The following is a 15,203-nucleotide window of genomic DNA, read 5'->3' as shown; positions in this document are numbered from 1 at the left end:
GGTCCATTAATTTTTCGGGGAAGTGATTTAAATTGAGCCTTAAAGCGATCGAAATGCAGATTGCACTTCCTAGAACACATGAAGCAGGTAAATTACTAGAGCAAATGCAGCAACGTGGTCAACTTCATCAAGATCTTGCCTCAGATAGTGTAAAAAAGGAAGATGTGAAAAAGAAAAACTCAGTCATTAAACAGGAGCAAAAGGATACAGCACGATTCCAAAAGGATGGACAAAATAGGGAACAACCTGATCAGAATGGAACGAAAAGAGAAAAGCATAAGCACCATCCGAAAGAAAACCATCCATATAAAGGGACACGGGTGGATTATAGTGGATAGAGGGGTAGCATGACGAATATATTTTTGCTTATTAGTATAATCCTAAATATTGTCGCTTTATTCTGTATCGTGATACTTTATTTACGTCAAAATAAGCTATTGCAAGTAGAAAAAAAACAGGAACAAATTCTGAAGGATATGGAGGAGGTCATATCAAGTTATTTAATGGAAATGACAGAGGAAAACGAGAAGTTCTTAAAAAAGGTTAGTGAGTTTCAACGTAAAGCAAAAGCGATAGTGCCAACCGATATGATAAGTGAAAAAGACGATAATAAGGAAAGCCAAAAGGAAAACACTCAGCTTGTAAAGAGCGATCATATTAATTTTAGAAAAGGAACTGTATTTCAAGCAGTACAAGCCTATCGAAATACAACTGTCCAAGGTCAAGATAAGGAAACGACAGATCTAGAGGTAAAAGATCAAAAAGCACTAGAACAAGAGTCAGACGATATGGAAAACGGCACAGAAAATGTGTATAATCAATCCTTTTATTACCAAGCATTATTATTGCAAAAACAAGGCCTATCGATCGAAGAAATTGCCAAAAGGCTTGATAGAGGGAAAACGGAAATAGAATTATTATTTAAATTACGTAAAAATGAAAAAGAATGACTTGATTCGCACATTTACATATGCTATATTTACAAATGGTGTTAATACACACGTTCATGGATTTAGGCAAACGGTGCTGTCGTCCGACAGTTTTTGTCTAAAGATGATATGGGCGGAGGAAAACAAAACCATTAGGAGGAAAAAACATGTCAGTAATTTCTATGAAGCAATTGCTTGAAGCTGGTGTACATTTCGGACACCAAACACGCCGTTGGAACCCAAAAATGAAGAAATTTATCTTCACTGAGCGTAACGGTATTTATATTATCGATCTTCAAAAAACAGTTAAGAAGGTTGAAGAAGCTTATAACTGGGTAAAAGAATTAGCTGCTAATGGCGGTACAGTTCTTTTCGTTGGTACAAAGAAACAAGCTCAGGATTCTGTAAAGGAAGAAGCAGAACGTTCTGGAATGTACTATGTTAACCAACGCTGGTTAGGTGGAACTTTAACAAACTTCGAAACAATTCAAAAGCGTATTTCGCGACTTAAAGATATCGAAAGAATGTCTGAAGACGGTACTTTTGAAGTGCTTCCAAAGAAAGAAGTAGTTGGGTTAAGAAAAGAACAAGAGCGTCTTGAAAAGTTCTTAGGCGGAATTAAAGATATGAAGCAACTTCCTGATGCTTTATTCATCATTGACCCTCGCAAAGAGCGCATCGCTGTTGCTGAAGCTCATAAATTAAACATCCCTATCGTAGGTATTGTTGATACGAACTGTGATCCAGATGAGATCGATGTTGTTATCCCTGCTAACGATGATGCAATTCGTGCAGTTAAACTTTTAACTGGTAAAATGGCTGATGCTATTTTAGAAGCGAAGCAAGGCGAAGAAGTAACAACTGCGTAATTGAAAAAAGGAAGCGCCTTGCTCAGGCCCGACAAGCACAAGGCGAGCCGCCATGGAGGTTGTTCTTTAACCTCTTTGACGGATTGACTTGTGACCTCGAGGGACTAGGCGCCGGAACTAGACATCATAGAGTTGATTCAATGAAGGTGATAAGAGGGCTTTACCCTTCTTTATCACCTTTTTTTGAGAAAATATGAACGATTGTAGATTAGCTTTTGCTAGTCTAGCTAAAAATAATAAGTATACATAGACTTAAGGAGGAATTCTCATTATGGCAATTACTGCACAAATGGTTAAAGAACTGCGTGAAAAAACTGGCGCAGGTATGATGGATTGTAAAAAAGCACTTCAAGAAGTGGATGGCGATTTAGAAAAAGCAATTGACTTACTTCGTGAAAAAGGAATTGCAAAAGCTGCGAAAAAAGGCGATCGTATTGCTGCAGAAGGTCTTACTACAGTAAAAGTTAATGGAAACGAAGCAGTTATTCTTGAAGTTAACTCTGAAACAGACTTTGTTGCGAAAAACGTAGGATTCCAAACACTTGTACAGGAATTAGCTGATCATATTCTTGCTAAGAAGCCTGCATCTGTTGAAGAAGCAGTTGGACAAACAATGGATAATGGTGCAACTGTAGAAGCGCACATTAACACTGCGATTTCAAAAATCGGTGAAAAGCTTTCTTTACGTCGCTTTGAAGTTAAGACAAAAGGTAACAACGATGCATTTGGTGCATACTTACACATGGGTGGACGTATTGGCGTTCTTACAGTTCTTGAAGGAACTACTGAAGAAGATGCTGCTAAGGACGTTTCAATGCACATTGCTGCATTAAACCCTAAGTATGTTTCTCGTGATGAAGTGTCAGCTGAAGAAGTTGAACGTGAGCGTCAAGTTCTGACTCAACAAGCACTTAACGAAGGTAAGCCAGAAAACATCGTTGCAAAAATGGTTGAAGGCCGTTTAAGCAAGTACTTTGAAGATGTTTGTGTTAATGATCAAGCATTCGTTAAGAATCCTGATCAAAAGGTTGGTCAATTTGTTTCATCTAAAGGTGGAAAAATTCGTGAATTCGTTCGTTATGAAGTTGGAGAAGGTATAGAAAAGCGTGAAGATAACTTCGCTGAAGAAGTAATGAACCAAGTTAAAAAATAATTTTACAGATTAAAATGATAGGGGACACATTGTGTTCCCTATTTTCAAAAAGAAATACGATGCCTTTAGTAAATGTACAATAGCAATGAAAAAGGGATCCTAATCATACATATGGAGGTTCTCATGAGCAGCCCAAAATACAAACGCGTAGTATTAAAGTTAAGTGGTGAAGCATTAGCCGGGGAAAAAGGATTCGGGATTAATCCAACGGTTATTAAATCAGTTGCCAATCAAGTAAAAGAATTAGCCGAGCTAGGTATTGAAGTGGCAGTAGTTGTTGGTGGCGGAAATATTTGGCGTGGGAAAATTGGTGAAGAGATGGGCATGGATCGTGCCAATGCTGATTATATGGGTATGCTTGCGACGGTCATGAATTCATTAGCATTACAGGACAGTTTGGAACAAGTTGGGGTCGAAACCCGTGTTCAAACTTCAATTGAAATGCGACAAGTTGCAGAACCATATATTAGACGTAGAGCGATTCGCCACCTTGAGAAAAAACGCGTGGTTATCTTTGCAGCAGGCACTGGAAATCCATACTTCTCTACTGATACGACAGCAGCATTGCGTGCAGCAGAAATTGAAGCAGATGTCATTCTGATGGCTAAAAATAATGTTGACGGAGTTTATTCCGCAGATCCAAGACTCGATGCGAACGCGAAGAAATATGATGAATTATCCTATTTAGACGTGTTAAAAGAAGGTTTAGCGGTGATGGATTCAACTGCTTCGTCTTTGTGCATGGACAATGATATCCCACTAATTGTTTTTTCAATCATGGAAAATGGAAATATTAAGAGAGCTGTTCTAGGTGAAACTATTGGAACAATTGTAAGGGGGAAATAATAATGCCAAAACAAGTTATTGCAAATGTAAAAGATCGAATGACGAAAGCCGTTCAATCATATACACGTGAACTTGCTAGTATTCGAGCAGGGAGAGCGAATGCTTCATTGCTCGATCGAATCACAGTAGAGTATTACGGTGCGCCAACTCCGATTAATCAAGTAGCTGGTGTTTCTGTTCCTGAAGCCCGCCTTTTAGTGATTCAGCCGTATGACAAAACGATTTTAGGAGAAATTGAAAAAGCAATTCTAAAATCAGACCTTGGTCTTACACCAACAAATGACGGAAATATTATTCGTCTTTCAATTCCACAATTAACAGAGGAACGTCGTAAAGAGCTTGTGAAGGTGGTTAAGAAAGAAGCTGAAGAAGCGAAGATAGCGATTCGTAATATTCGTCGTGACGGAAATGATGATTTAAAGAAGCTTGAAAAAAATGGCGAAATTACAGAAGACGCTCAACGTGGTTATGCAGATGATATTCAAAAGTTAACAGACGAATATATCGCAAAAGTCGATAGTTTGACGAAGGATAAAGAAAAAGAAATTTTGGAAGTATAATTATAGTTCTTCATTTAGACCCTCTAGTTATAGGGGGTTTTTATTTTAGGAAATCATTTACGATCTTAGGTAGATATAAAAGTTTTTTTTATAGTCTTAATTTCTCTTGCTCGTACATACTTTTTATAGAGATATCTCACTTATTTTTTGATATGATAGAGGCAGTTACGGGAAAAAAGTGGAATATTGAATGGAAGGCTTGTTTTTTCTCTAAAAATGAAGTGGAATATAATAGAACAAAGTAGCATCGGAGAAAAAATGACCCCTCTTTAGAGGAGCGACAATCATGTTAGATAAATTGAAGTCATGGAAAAAAAACAAAAACTCTCCCATTCTCCGGGAACAAATAGAATATCTTATGAAGCAACCTATTCCAGAACATGTGGCCATTATCATGGATGGAAATGGAAGATGGGCAAAAAAAAGGGCTTTACCTAGAATTGCAGGACATCATGAAGGAATGAAGGTTGTAAAAAAGATTACGAAGCTAGCAAATGAGCTTGGAGTCAAAACTCTCACCTTATATGCCTTTTCAACTGAAAATTGGAAACGTCCGAAAATGGAAGTTGACTATTTAATGAAGCTTCCTGAAGAATTTCTCGGTACCTTTCTTCCAGAGCTTGTTGAAGAAAATGTTCGTGTCGAAATGATGGGGTATAAAGAAAGTTTACCACCTCATACGCTCGGTGCAATTGAGCATGCGATGAAAAAAACGAAAGATAATAATGGGCTTGTCTTAAACTTTGCTCTTAATTACGGGAGTAGAAGTGAAATTGTTGATGCCGTAAAGCGTGTCTTAGAAGATTATAAAAGTGGTATAATAAAGGAAGATATGTTTGATGAAGAAGCCTTTTCTTCCTATTTAATGACGAACAAGCTTAATGATCCAGATTTACTGATTAGAACAAGCGGGGAAATTCGCTTAAGCAATTTCATGCTATGGCAACTTGCCTACACAGAGTTTTGGTTTACAGATGTGCTATGGCCTGATTTTAGTGAACAGCATTTCATTGAGGCTGTAAAAGCATACCAAAATCGACAACGACGATTTGGTGGAGTATAACAAAGGTGTTGAATATATTAGATGAAGCAAAGAATTATTACAGCAATAATCGCAGCAGCAATCTTTCTTCCGATTGTGATTATAGGTGGGGTACCACTTATTTTACTAGCATATTTATTAGCATCAATCGCACTATATGAATTACTAAAGATGCGGAACTTGAAGCTATTTTCAGTTCCAGGCATTATTTCGTTAATCGTGTTATGGATTTTTCTATTACCCGATCAATTACAGGATATTTTAATTGCACTTAAATATTCAAAAGTAGAGGTTGCCTTACTTGCGATTCTATTATTTTTAACATACACGGTCGCTACTAAAAATAAATTTACTTTTGATGATGTTGCTTTTTCGATTATGTCAATCATTTATATTGGCATGGGATTTTTATATTTTATCGAAACAAGAGAAACTGGTGGATTGATTTATATTTTCTATTCCCTCTTTATTATTTGGGCAACAGATTCAGGTGCGTATTTTATAGGTCGCAAGATTGGGAAAAGAAAGCTATGGCCAGAAATTAGCCCAAACAAAACAGTTGAAGGCTTTTTAGGTGGTATTATCTGTGCAGTAGTCGTTTCTATCTTATTTGGTATTTTTTCTGATATAGATTCATCTTTTCTGAAATTAGGAATTATCACGATCTTCCTATCTATATTCGGTCAAGTTGGTGATTTAGTCGAGTCGGCGTTGAAGCGCCATTATCATGTGAAGGATTCCGGAAGACTACTTCCAGGTCATGGAGGCATTCTAGACCGCTTTGACAGTTTATTATTCGTTTGGCCACTATTATATTTCTTTCATTTGATTTAAATGGAAGGTTTTTTTCGCAAAATGGAAGTGCTTTTATGATCAGGAGTGAATTCGTTGAAATATATTAGTTTATTAGGTGCAACTGGTTCAATAGGAACACAAACTTTAGATATAATTAAAGAACATTCAAATGAGTTCGAATTAGTCGCAATGACAGTAGGGCGAAATATCCCACTTGCTAGGAAAATTATCGCAGAATATAAACCTGAATTGGTTTCTGTTGCGAGTAAAGAAGAGGTCGCTAGTTTAAAGCTAGAGTTTCCACATGTGAAATTTACATATGGTCATGAGGGCTTAGTAGAGGCAGCTACATATCTGAAGTCTACGATCCTTGTCAATGCGGTTATTGGTAGTGTAGGATTATATCCAACACTTGAAGCGATTGATGCTGGAAAAACGATTTGCATTGCCAATAAAGAAACATTAGTGACAGCTGGACATCTTGTCATGAAAGCAGCAAAGGATAAAGGTGTTCCGATCTTACCGGTAGACAGTGAGCATTCTGCCATTTTTCAAGCATTACAAGGTGAAAAAGAAAAAAATATTGAGAAGTTAATCTTAACGGCTTCAGGAGGAAGTTTCAGAGATAAGAGCAGGGAAGAATTACAAAATGTGACTGTTGCAGAAGCGTTAAACCACCCGAATTGGTCAATGGGCGCAAAGATTACGATTGATTCTGCAACGATGATGAACAAAGGTTTAGAGGTCATTGAAGCCCATTGGTTATTTGATATTCCTTATGAAAAAATTGATGTATTGCTCCATAAAGAGAGTATTATTCATTCCATGGTTGAATTCCACGACAGTAGTGTCATTGCTCAATTGGGAACCCCGGATATGAGGGTTCCGATCCAATATGCATTAACATATCCAGACAGATTCCCTTTAAGCACAGCAAGTAGACTCAATTTAGCGGAAGTTGGTCGCTTGCATTTTAAACAAATGGATTTTGAAAGATTCAGATGCCTCGGGTTTGCATTTGATGCAGGGAGAATAGGTGGAACTCTCCCAACTGTATTAAATGCAGCGAATGAAGCAGCTGTTGATGCTTTTCTAAATGGAAAAATCACTTTTCTTCAGATAGAGGAGCTTATAGAAAAATCTTTAACTGCTCATGACGCTATAATGAATCCAGATCTTTCCCTTATTCAAGAAGTTGATCAGGAAACAAGAGCATATGTTTACTCACTTCTAAAATAAAAGGTGGTTATATTTTGAGTACAGTTATAGCCTTTATTATTATTTTCGGGGCGTTAGTATTTTTTCATGAATTAGGACATTTAATCTTTGCAAAAAGAGCAGGAATTCTCTGTCGTGAGTTTGCGATTGGGATGGGACCAAAGCTCCTTTCATTTACAAAGAATGATACGGTATACACAATTCGTCTACTGCCCATTGGTGGTTATGTGCGCATGGCTGGGGAAGACCCAGAAATGGTGGAAATTAAGCCAGGATACCGTGTTGGTCTATTGTTTGATAAAAAAGATGAAGTATCTAAAATTGTACTTAATAATAAGGAAAAATACCCTGATATTCGTGTGATTGAGGTAGAGTATGCTGACGTTGAGCATGACTTAATCATAAAAGGATACGAAGAAGGCGATGATGAGAGCTTACAAACTTTCCGAATAAGCCGGAAGGCAACTTTCGTTGAAAATGGTAAAGAAACATTAATCGCTCCGTTCGATTGTCAATTTGCATCGAAAACACTAGGACAAAGAACGATGGCTATTTTTGCAGGTCCGATGATGAACTTTGTGTTAGCTTTTGTTGTCTTTGTTATTATTGCTTTAATCCAAGGAATGCCCACACATGAACCAATGCTTGGAAAATTGACTCCTGATGGTGCTGCTTTAGAAGCGGGACTTAAAGAAGGGGATATTGTTCATTCAGTAGATGGTGCAGAAATTTCCACATGGGAAGATGTCGTGGAAATCATCCAGAAGAACCCTGGAAAGGAATTGGATTTCGTCTTGGAAAGAGATGGGCAGGATATGACAATATCTGTTACGCCAAAAGTTCAAGAGGTTGAAGACGGGGAAACAATAGGAATCATTGGGGTATATAGTCCGATGGAGAAATCCCCACTTAAATCGATTACTTATGGAGCTAAAGAGGTCTACGTTTGGACAAAGGAGATTTTCTCTATGCTCGGTAAGTTGATAACCGGTCAATTTTCGATCGATGCCTTATCTGGTCCTGTCGGAATTTACGTTTCAACGGATACGGTTGCAAAATCGGGTATTCTATATTTAATGAAGTGGGCTGGGGTATTAAGCATTAACTTAGGGATTATGAACCTTCTCCCAATTCCTGCTTTAGACGGTGGTAGATTAATGTTTTTTGCTGTCGAAGGATTAAGAGGAAAGCCGGTAGACCGTCAAAAAGAAGGAATGGTCCACTTTATCGGTTTCGCTTTATTAATGCTCCTCATGCTCGTCGTAACCTGGAACGACATCCAAAGATTTTTCCTATAAAAAATGACAATGGCTATCTCTTAGAGGTAGCCATTTCACGTTAATAAAAATATATTTTTAAGAGGAAGAACAATGTGTTTATGTTATAATGATGTTCGTAAAGTTTTTGAAAGAAAGATTTTGTAAGAGAGAGGAGAGAGAGTGGATGAGCAGTGCATCAGATAAAAGAGAAGCATTCCAACACTTGCTCCAACAATTACAATTAACGGATGATCAAATCGTTACTCATTTTGAACATGCTGAAATTGAAAAAGTGATTGTTGAAAGACAAGAAAGAAAATGGCATTTTCATTTCATATTTGAAAATATCTTACCATACAACGTATATCATAAATTTACCTCTCAGCTAGAGAAATCATTCTCCCATATTGCTTCTGTATATCATTCCATCAAGGTTCGAAATGAGCAAATATCAGAGCAGTCAATCGTTGAATACTGGAATTCATGTGTTCGCCAACTGGAGGGAATTGCTCCTCCATTGCTGAAATTACTGAACGAACAAACACCAAATGTTGTCGGAAATAAATTGCTCGTTAAAGTAAACAACGATCTAGAAGGATTAACCATTAAGAAAAAATATACGGAAATGATTCAGGGGGCATATCAACAGTTGGGCTTCCCTGTCCTTACGATAGATACAGAAATAAATGAACAAACATCAAACGAACAGTATGAACAATTTTTAGAAGCGAAGAAAAAAGAGGATCAAGAGCGTGGATTACAAGCTCTGATGGAAATGGAAAAACAAGAAGCTGAAAAAGAAGCTGGTGTTGAACTTCCATCTGGTCCATTAACGATCGGTTTAACGATTAAAGATGATGCAGATTTCCGGAAGTTAATTGATATCGTCGATGAAGAAAGACGTATTGCGATAGAAGGTTATATTTTCGCTGCAGAAACGAGAGAATTACGTAGTGGACGTACGTTATTGACGTTCAAAGTTACGGATTATACGAGCTCAATCATGATTAAAATGTTTTCCCGTGATAAAGAAGATGCAGCCCTTTTTGAACGTGTGCAAAAAGGTATGTGGGTAAAAGTGCGAGGAAGCATTCAAAATGATACCTTTGTTCGTGATTTAGTGATGATTGGAAATGACATTAATGAAATCAAGCCTGTTGAAAGAAAGGATACAGCAAAAGAAGGTGAAAAAAGGGTTGAACTCCACCTTCACACTCCAATGAGTCAAATGGATGCGGTAAGTTCAGTCGCAAGTCTTGTTGCCCAAGCGAAAAAATGGGGTCATAAAGCGATTGCGATTACGGACCATGCTGGAGCGCAATCTTTTCCAGAAGCATACAGTGCCGGGAAAAAGAATGATATTAAAATTCTCTACGGGATTGAAGCGAACCTAGTTGATGACGGAGTACCAATCGCCTATAATGACGCCCATCGACTTCTATCTGAAGACACATATGTAGTGTTTGATGTTGAGACAACTGGTTTGTCAGCGGTCTATGATACAATCATTGAGCTTGCTGCTGTTAAAATTAAGGATGGAGATATTATCGACCGCTTTGAAGCCTTTGCTAATCCCCACCATCCATTGTCTGCGACAACGATCAATTTAACAGGAATTACAGATGAAATGGTGAAGGATGCTCCTGAGGTGGAGGAAGTTTTAAGAGATTTCCATAAATGGGCGGATGATGCGGTACTTGTAGCTCATAATGCATCATTTGATATGGGCTTCCTTAACGTTGGCTATAAAAAAAGCGGTTTGGATAAAGCGCAAAATCCTGTTATTGATACGTTAGAATTAGCCCGTTTTCTCCATCCGGAGATGAAAAATCATCGCTTAAATACGTTGGCGAAAAAATTCAATGTTGAGTTAACCCAGCACCACCGTGCTATTTATGACGCGGAAGCAACAGGATATTTATTATTAATCATGCTTAAAGAAGCTCTTGAAAAAGGAATTACGTATCATGATGAGCTTAATGATAATATGGGGAAGGGAAATGCTTATCAAAGGGCACGTCCTTATCACTGTACCCTGTTAGCACAAACGGAAGCTGGCTTGAAAAATCTTTTCAAGATTATTTCGATCGCTCATATTGAATATTTCTACCGTGTTCCACGGATTCCTCGCTCTGTACTCCAGAAGTATCGTGAGGGCATTCTAGTAGGTTCTGGTTGTGATAAAGGTGAAGTATTTGAAGGCATGATGCAAAAAGCGGCTGAAGAGGTAGAAGAAACAGCCCGTTTTTATGACTATATTGAAGTTCATCCGAAAGAAGTTTATGCTCATTTGTTGGAGTTAGAGCTAGTGCAGGATGAGAACAAATTAGAAGATATTATTAAAAATCTTGTGAAACTTGGGGAAAAGTTAGAAATTCCAGTCGTCGCAACAGGGAATGTTCATTACTTAAATCCGAATGACAAGATTTATCGTAAAATATTGGTGAACTCTCAAGGGGGAGCGAATCCTTTAAATAGGCATCAGCTTCCAGATGTGCACTTTAGAACGACAAATGAAATGCTTGACGCATTCTCCTTTTTAGGAAAAGAAAAGGCAAAAGAGCTTGTCGTCACCAATTCGAATAAAATTGCTGATATGATTGATGTCATTAAGCCAATTAAAGATGACTTATATACACCGAAAATTGAAGGTGCAGATGAAGAGATTCGTTCGATGAGCTATCAGCGTGCGAAAGACATTTATGGGGAAGAGCTCCCCGAAATTGTTGAAGCACGGTTAGAAAAAGAATTAAAAAGTATCATCGGTCACGGATTTGCGGTTATCTATTTGATTTCTCATAAGCTCGTAAAGAAATCGCTTGATGACGGCTATCTAGTAGGTTCCCGTGGTTCAGTAGGATCATCATTAGTCGCGACCATGACTGAAATTACGGAAGTTAATCCATTACCACCACATTATGTATGTCCAAGCTGTAAGCATTCTGAATTCTTTAATGATGGTTCAGTTGGTTCTGGTTTTGACTTACCAGATAAAGATTGTCCAAGTTGTGGGGAAAAATATGTAAAGGACGGTCATGATATTCCATTTGAAACCTTCCTTGGCTTTAAGGGGGACAAGGTACCTGATATCGATTTGAACTTCTCAGGTGAATATCAACCACAGGCCCATAACTATACGAAAGTATTGTTTGGGGAAGAGTATGTTTATCGTGCAGGGACAATTGGTACAGTTGCAGATAAAACGGCATTCGGTTATGTGAAAGCCTATCAGCAGGATAATAATCTGCAACTCCGTGGCGCTGAAATTGAAAGACTAGCAACGGGGTGTACAGGAGTTAAAAGGACGACTGGTCAGCATCCAGGGGGAATCATTGTTGTTCCAGATTATATGGATATTTATGATTTCACTCCGATCCAGTTTCCAGCTGATGACCGAAACTCTGAATGGAAGACGACTCATTTTGATTTCCACTCGATTCATGATAATGTTTTAAAGCTTGATATTCTGGGACATGATGATCCGACGGTTATTCGTATGCTTCAAGACTTAAGTGGAATTGATCCAAAGACCATTCCAACAGATGACAAAGAGGTTATGAAGATCTTTAGTGGACCAGAAGCTCTTGGCGTGACAGAAGAACAAATTATGTGTAAAACAGGGACACTTGGAATTCCTGAATTCGGTACTCGATTTGTTCGTCAAATGCTAGAAGATACGAAACCCACTACTTTCTCTGAACTTGTGCAAATCTCTGGGTTATCCCATGGAACAGATGTATGGCTCGGAAATGCCCAAGAATTAATCCACAATAATATTTGTACGCTAAGTGAAGTAATCGGTTGTCGTGACGATATTATGGTCTATCTTATTTATCAGGGATTAGAGCCATCCTTTGCATTTAAAATCATGGAATCTGTTCGTAAAGGAAAAGGACTAACAGATGAAATGGAAGAAGAAATGCGCAGGAACGAGGTTCCAGAATGGTATATTGATTCTTGTAAAAAGATCAAGTATATGTTCCCGAAGGCCCATGCGGCTGCCTATGTGTTGATGGCTGTACGTATTGCCTATTTCAAGGTTCATCATCCATTGTATTATTATGCGGCCTATTTTACGGTTAGAGCAGAGGATTTCGATATTGATGCAATGGTGAAAGGATCTCAAGCAATTCGTACAATAATTGAAGAAATCAATGCAAAAGGTTTAGAAGCATCGACAAAAGAGAAAAATCTGTTGACTGTATTGGAGCTAGCATTGGAAATGAATGAACGGGGATTTACCTTCAAAAAAGTTGATTTATATCGTTCAAGCGCATCTGAATTTATCATTGATGGAAATTCATTAATTCCACCTTTTAATTCGATTCCTGGACTAGGAACAAATGCGGCCATTAATATTGTTAATGCTCGTGAAGATGGAGAATTTTTATCAAAAGAAGACCTGCAGCAGAGAGGGAAGGTTTCTAAAACGATAATGGAGTATTTAGATAATCACGGATGCTTAACAGGAATGCCTGATCAAAATCAGTTGTCCTTGTTCTAAATATACGAAAAAAATCACTAGAACTAAAACTTGATTTGTCAAGTAAAATGAACACTATCGTTTGCATAAAAATATTGGTTATGGTATAGTTTTATTGGAAATACTATCGATAACTCTCGTTTACAAGAGTGGGGCTCCCCCGCTCTTTCTTGTTTGTTTAGGTATAAAATTTATGCCGCTTGCGAGAACAAAGTAAGCGGACTAGATGAACTGGATTTATCTTAAATGTCTTTCTACATAGCAATGGGAAGTTTAACATTACTAGGTGAATTGATTTAACCATCGTTAAAAGGGGAAATTGATTCTAGTTTAGGACAGATAGAGTTAGGAGGGAACATATGAGTAAGGTAATTGAAGTGGTTGAAGACATTGTGAGTCCCATTTTAGATGACCTCAATCTTGAATTAGTTGATATTGAATATGTGAAGGAAGGGAAAGATTGGTTCCTCCGTGTTTTCATTGATAAAGACGGTGGTGTTGATATAGAGGAATGTGGACTAGTGAGCGAAAGACTTAGCGAAAAACTAGACGAAATTGATCCGATTCCTTACAACTATTTCCTTGAGGTTTCATCTCCAGGGGCAGAACGACCGCTCAAAAAGGAAAAGGATTATGAGCGAGCGATTGGCCATAATGTCTTTGTGAAAACATACGAACCGATTGATGGTGAGAAGACCTTTGAAGGGAAGTTAACAGACTATTCTAGTGATAAGCTTTCGTTAGAAATAACGATTAAGACTAGAAAGAAACTAGTCGAGATCCCTAAGGATAAAATTGCAAATGCACGGTTAGCTGTTACTTTTTCTTAAGTTGACTACTTTCATTTTAAAAAAATGAATTTATTATTTGTTAGAGTTTAAAGGGGGATATAATCAAATGAGCAGTGAATTGCTAGATGCTCTTGACTTGCTGGAAAAAGAAAAAGGTATTTCAAGAGAGGTAATTATTGAAGCAATTGAAGCGGCGTTAGTATCTGCTTATCGTCGAAACTTTAATCAGGCTCAAAATGTACGCATCGATTTGAATTTAGGTGCTGGAACGATGAAAGTTTTTGCAAGAAAAGATGTGGTTGAGGAAGTATTTGATCCCCGTCTTGAAATTTCATTAGAAGATGCAAAAAGAATCAATCCTAATTATCAAATTGAAGATGTGGTGGAACTCGAAGTTACACCAAAAGACTTCGGTCGTATTGCTGCCCAAACGGCTAAGCAGGTTGTTACGCAAAGGGTAAGAGAAGCAGAACGGGGAATTATCTATTCTGAATTCATTGACCGTGAAGAAGATATTATGACTGGGATTGTGCAGCGTGTAGACTCTAAGTTTATTTATGTAAGCCTAGGGAAAATAGAGGCAATCTTACCTGCTAATGAACAAATGCCAAATGAAAGATATCGACCGCATGATCGCATAAAAGTGTTTATTACAAAAGTAGAAAAAACGACTAAAGGACCTCAAATTTATGTTTCAAGAACACATCCTGGTTTACTAAAGCGCCTTTTTGAAATTGAAGTTCCTGAAATATATGATGGAACGGTTGAAATTAAGTCGGTTTCAAGGGAAGCAGGAGATCGTTCAAAAATTTCTGTTCACTCTGAAAACACTGAGGTTGATCCCGTTGGCTCATGTGTAGGACCAAAAGGTTCTCGAGTACAAGCGGTTGTCAATGAACTAAAAGGTGAAAAAATCGATATCGTAAAATGGTCCAATGATCCAGTTGTTTTTGTGGCTAATGCTTTAAGTCCTTCAAAGGTACTTGATGTGATCGTTAATGAAGATGAGAAGGCAACAACAGTCGTTGTTCCTGACTATCAGCTTTCACTTGCGATTGGTAAAAGAGGACAAAATGCTCGTCTGGCTGCAAAGCTAACAGGTTGGAAAATTGATATAAAGTCTGAAACAGATGCGAGAGAAGCTGGAATTTTCCCACGTGATGAAGGGATCCTCACATTTGATGATGAAGATGAGCAAGAACTTGATACTGATTTAAGTTTGAGCTTTGAGGATACACGTGAGTAAAAAGAGGTGAAA

The 15,203-nt window shown here is 37.8% G+C and carries 13 protein-coding genes; all 13 read left to right on the top strand.

All coding sequences use genetic code 11. The features are described 5' to 3' along the window. The first annotated feature begins 32 nt into the window (after positions 1 to 32). The 13 genes from AA0X71_RS14305 (at position 33) to nusA (ending at position 15,191) form a co-directional block, all read left to right on the top strand. Positions 33 to 338: a hypothetical protein gene (locus AA0X71_RS14305; RefSeq protein ID WP_413355979.1), complete on the top strand. Its 306-nt coding sequence runs from the start codon at positions 33 to 35 to the stop codon at positions 336 to 338. 9 nt (positions 339 to 347) lie between these two features. After that, positions 348 to 950 (top strand): hypothetical protein, encoded by a 603-nt coding sequence (locus AA0X71_RS14300; protein WP_413355978.1) that lies wholly within the window; start codon positions 348 to 350, stop codon positions 948 to 950. Positions 951 to 1,096: 146 nt separating this feature from the next. After that, on the top strand, positions 1,097 to 1,798 hold the full coding sequence (rpsB, locus tag AA0X71_RS14295) for a 30S ribosomal protein S2 (protein ID WP_413355977.1): 702 nt from the start codon (positions 1,097 to 1,099) through the stop codon (positions 1,796 to 1,798). Positions 1,799 to 2,069: 271 nt separating this feature from the next. Continuing rightward, positions 2,070 to 2,951, top strand: a complete 882-nt coding sequence (tsf, locus tag AA0X71_RS14290; protein ID WP_413355976.1) for a translation elongation factor Ts — start codon at positions 2,070 to 2,072, stop codon at positions 2,949 to 2,951. A 123-nt stretch (positions 2,952 to 3,074) separates the two neighbouring features. Further along, entirely contained in the window at positions 3,075 to 3,797 is a 723-nt protein-coding gene (gene pyrH, locus AA0X71_RS14285) for a UMP kinase (RefSeq protein WP_413355975.1), read from the top strand. A gap of 2 nt (positions 3,798 to 3,799) precedes the next feature. Then, entirely contained in the window at positions 3,800 to 4,357 is a 558-nt protein-coding gene (frr, locus tag AA0X71_RS14280) for a ribosome recycling factor (protein WP_413355974.1), read from the top strand. A 286-nt stretch (positions 4,358 to 4,643) separates the two neighbouring features. Continuing rightward, positions 4,644 to 5,420: an isoprenyl transferase gene (locus tag AA0X71_RS14275; RefSeq protein WP_413355973.1), complete on the top strand. Its 777-nt coding sequence runs from the start codon at positions 4,644 to 4,646 to the stop codon at positions 5,418 to 5,420. 21 nt (positions 5,421 to 5,441) lie between these two features. After that, the gene (locus tag AA0X71_RS14270) at positions 5,442 to 6,233 is read left to right on the top strand and encodes a phosphatidate cytidylyltransferase (RefSeq protein ID WP_413355972.1); all 792 of its coding nucleotides are present in this window, start codon (positions 5,442 to 5,444) and stop codon (positions 6,231 to 6,233) included. A gap of 54 nt (positions 6,234 to 6,287) precedes the next feature. Beyond that, a complete protein-coding gene (locus AA0X71_RS14265) occupies positions 6,288 to 7,433 on the top strand; it encodes a 1-deoxy-D-xylulose-5-phosphate reductoisomerase (protein ID WP_413355971.1) in 1,146 nt (381 codons plus the stop codon). 14 nt (positions 7,434 to 7,447) lie between these two features. Continuing rightward, positions 7,448 to 8,710, top strand: a complete 1,263-nt coding sequence (rseP, locus tag AA0X71_RS14260; RefSeq protein ID WP_413355970.1) for an RIP metalloprotease RseP — start codon at positions 7,448 to 7,450, stop codon at positions 8,708 to 8,710. Positions 8,711 to 8,855: 145 nt separating this feature from the next. After that, the gene (locus AA0X71_RS14255) at positions 8,856 to 13,175 is read left to right on the top strand and encodes a PolC-type DNA polymerase III (RefSeq protein WP_413355969.1); all 4,320 of its coding nucleotides are present in this window, start codon (positions 8,856 to 8,858) and stop codon (positions 13,173 to 13,175) included. 338 nt (positions 13,176 to 13,513) lie between these two features. Further along, positions 13,514 to 13,984 (top strand): ribosome maturation factor RimP, encoded by a 471-nt coding sequence (gene rimP, locus AA0X71_RS14250; RefSeq protein ID WP_413355968.1) that lies wholly within the window; start codon positions 13,514 to 13,516, stop codon positions 13,982 to 13,984. A 67-nt stretch (positions 13,985 to 14,051) separates the two neighbouring features. Beyond that, positions 14,052 to 15,191: a transcription termination factor NusA gene (gene nusA / locus AA0X71_RS14245; RefSeq protein WP_413355967.1), complete on the top strand. Its 1,140-nt coding sequence runs from the start codon at positions 14,052 to 14,054 to the stop codon at positions 15,189 to 15,191. The last annotated feature ends 12 nt before the right edge of the window (positions 15,192 to 15,203 follow it).

Source organism: Robertmurraya phoenicis (assembly GCF_047302285.1).
In the GTDB taxonomy this organism is placed as follows: Bacteria; Bacillota; Bacilli; order Bacillales; family Cytobacillaceae; genus Robertmurraya.
Note: the sequence above shows the minus strand (reverse complement) of the source record. Positions and strands in the feature narration are given on the sequence as shown.

What these genes read in the sequence shown, in the direction of transcription:
- AA0X71_RS14300 (WP_413355978.1), top strand. Translation starts at nt 348, where the DNA reads ATGACGAATATATTTTTGCTTATTAGTATAATCCTAAATATTGTCGCT.
- rpsB (WP_413355977.1), top strand. Translation starts at nt 1,097, where the DNA reads ATGTCAGTAATTTCTATGAAGCAATTGCTTGAAGCTGGTGTACATTTC.
- tsf (WP_413355976.1), top strand. Translation starts at nt 2,070, where the DNA reads ATGGCAATTACTGCACAAATGGTTAAAGAACTGCGTGAAAAAACTGGC.
- pyrH (WP_413355975.1), top strand. Translation starts at nt 3,075, where the DNA reads ATGAGCAGCCCAAAATACAAACGCGTAGTATTAAAGTTAAGTGGTGAA.
- frr (WP_413355974.1), top strand. Translation starts at nt 3,800, where the DNA reads ATGCCAAAACAAGTTATTGCAAATGTAAAAGATCGAATGACGAAAGCC.
- AA0X71_RS14275 (WP_413355973.1), top strand. Translation starts at nt 4,644, where the DNA reads ATGTTAGATAAATTGAAGTCATGGAAAAAAAACAAAAACTCTCCCATT.
- AA0X71_RS14270 (WP_413355972.1), top strand. Translation starts at nt 5,442, where the DNA reads ATGAAGCAAAGAATTATTACAGCAATAATCGCAGCAGCAATCTTTCTT.
- AA0X71_RS14255 (WP_413355969.1), top strand. Translation starts at nt 8,856, where the DNA reads ATGAGCAGTGCATCAGATAAAAGAGAAGCATTCCAACACTTGCTCCAA.
- rimP (WP_413355968.1), top strand. Translation starts at nt 13,514, where the DNA reads ATGAGTAAGGTAATTGAAGTGGTTGAAGACATTGTGAGTCCCATTTTA.
- nusA (WP_413355967.1), top strand. Translation starts at nt 14,052, where the DNA reads ATGAGCAGTGAATTGCTAGATGCTCTTGACTTGCTGGAAAAAGAAAAA.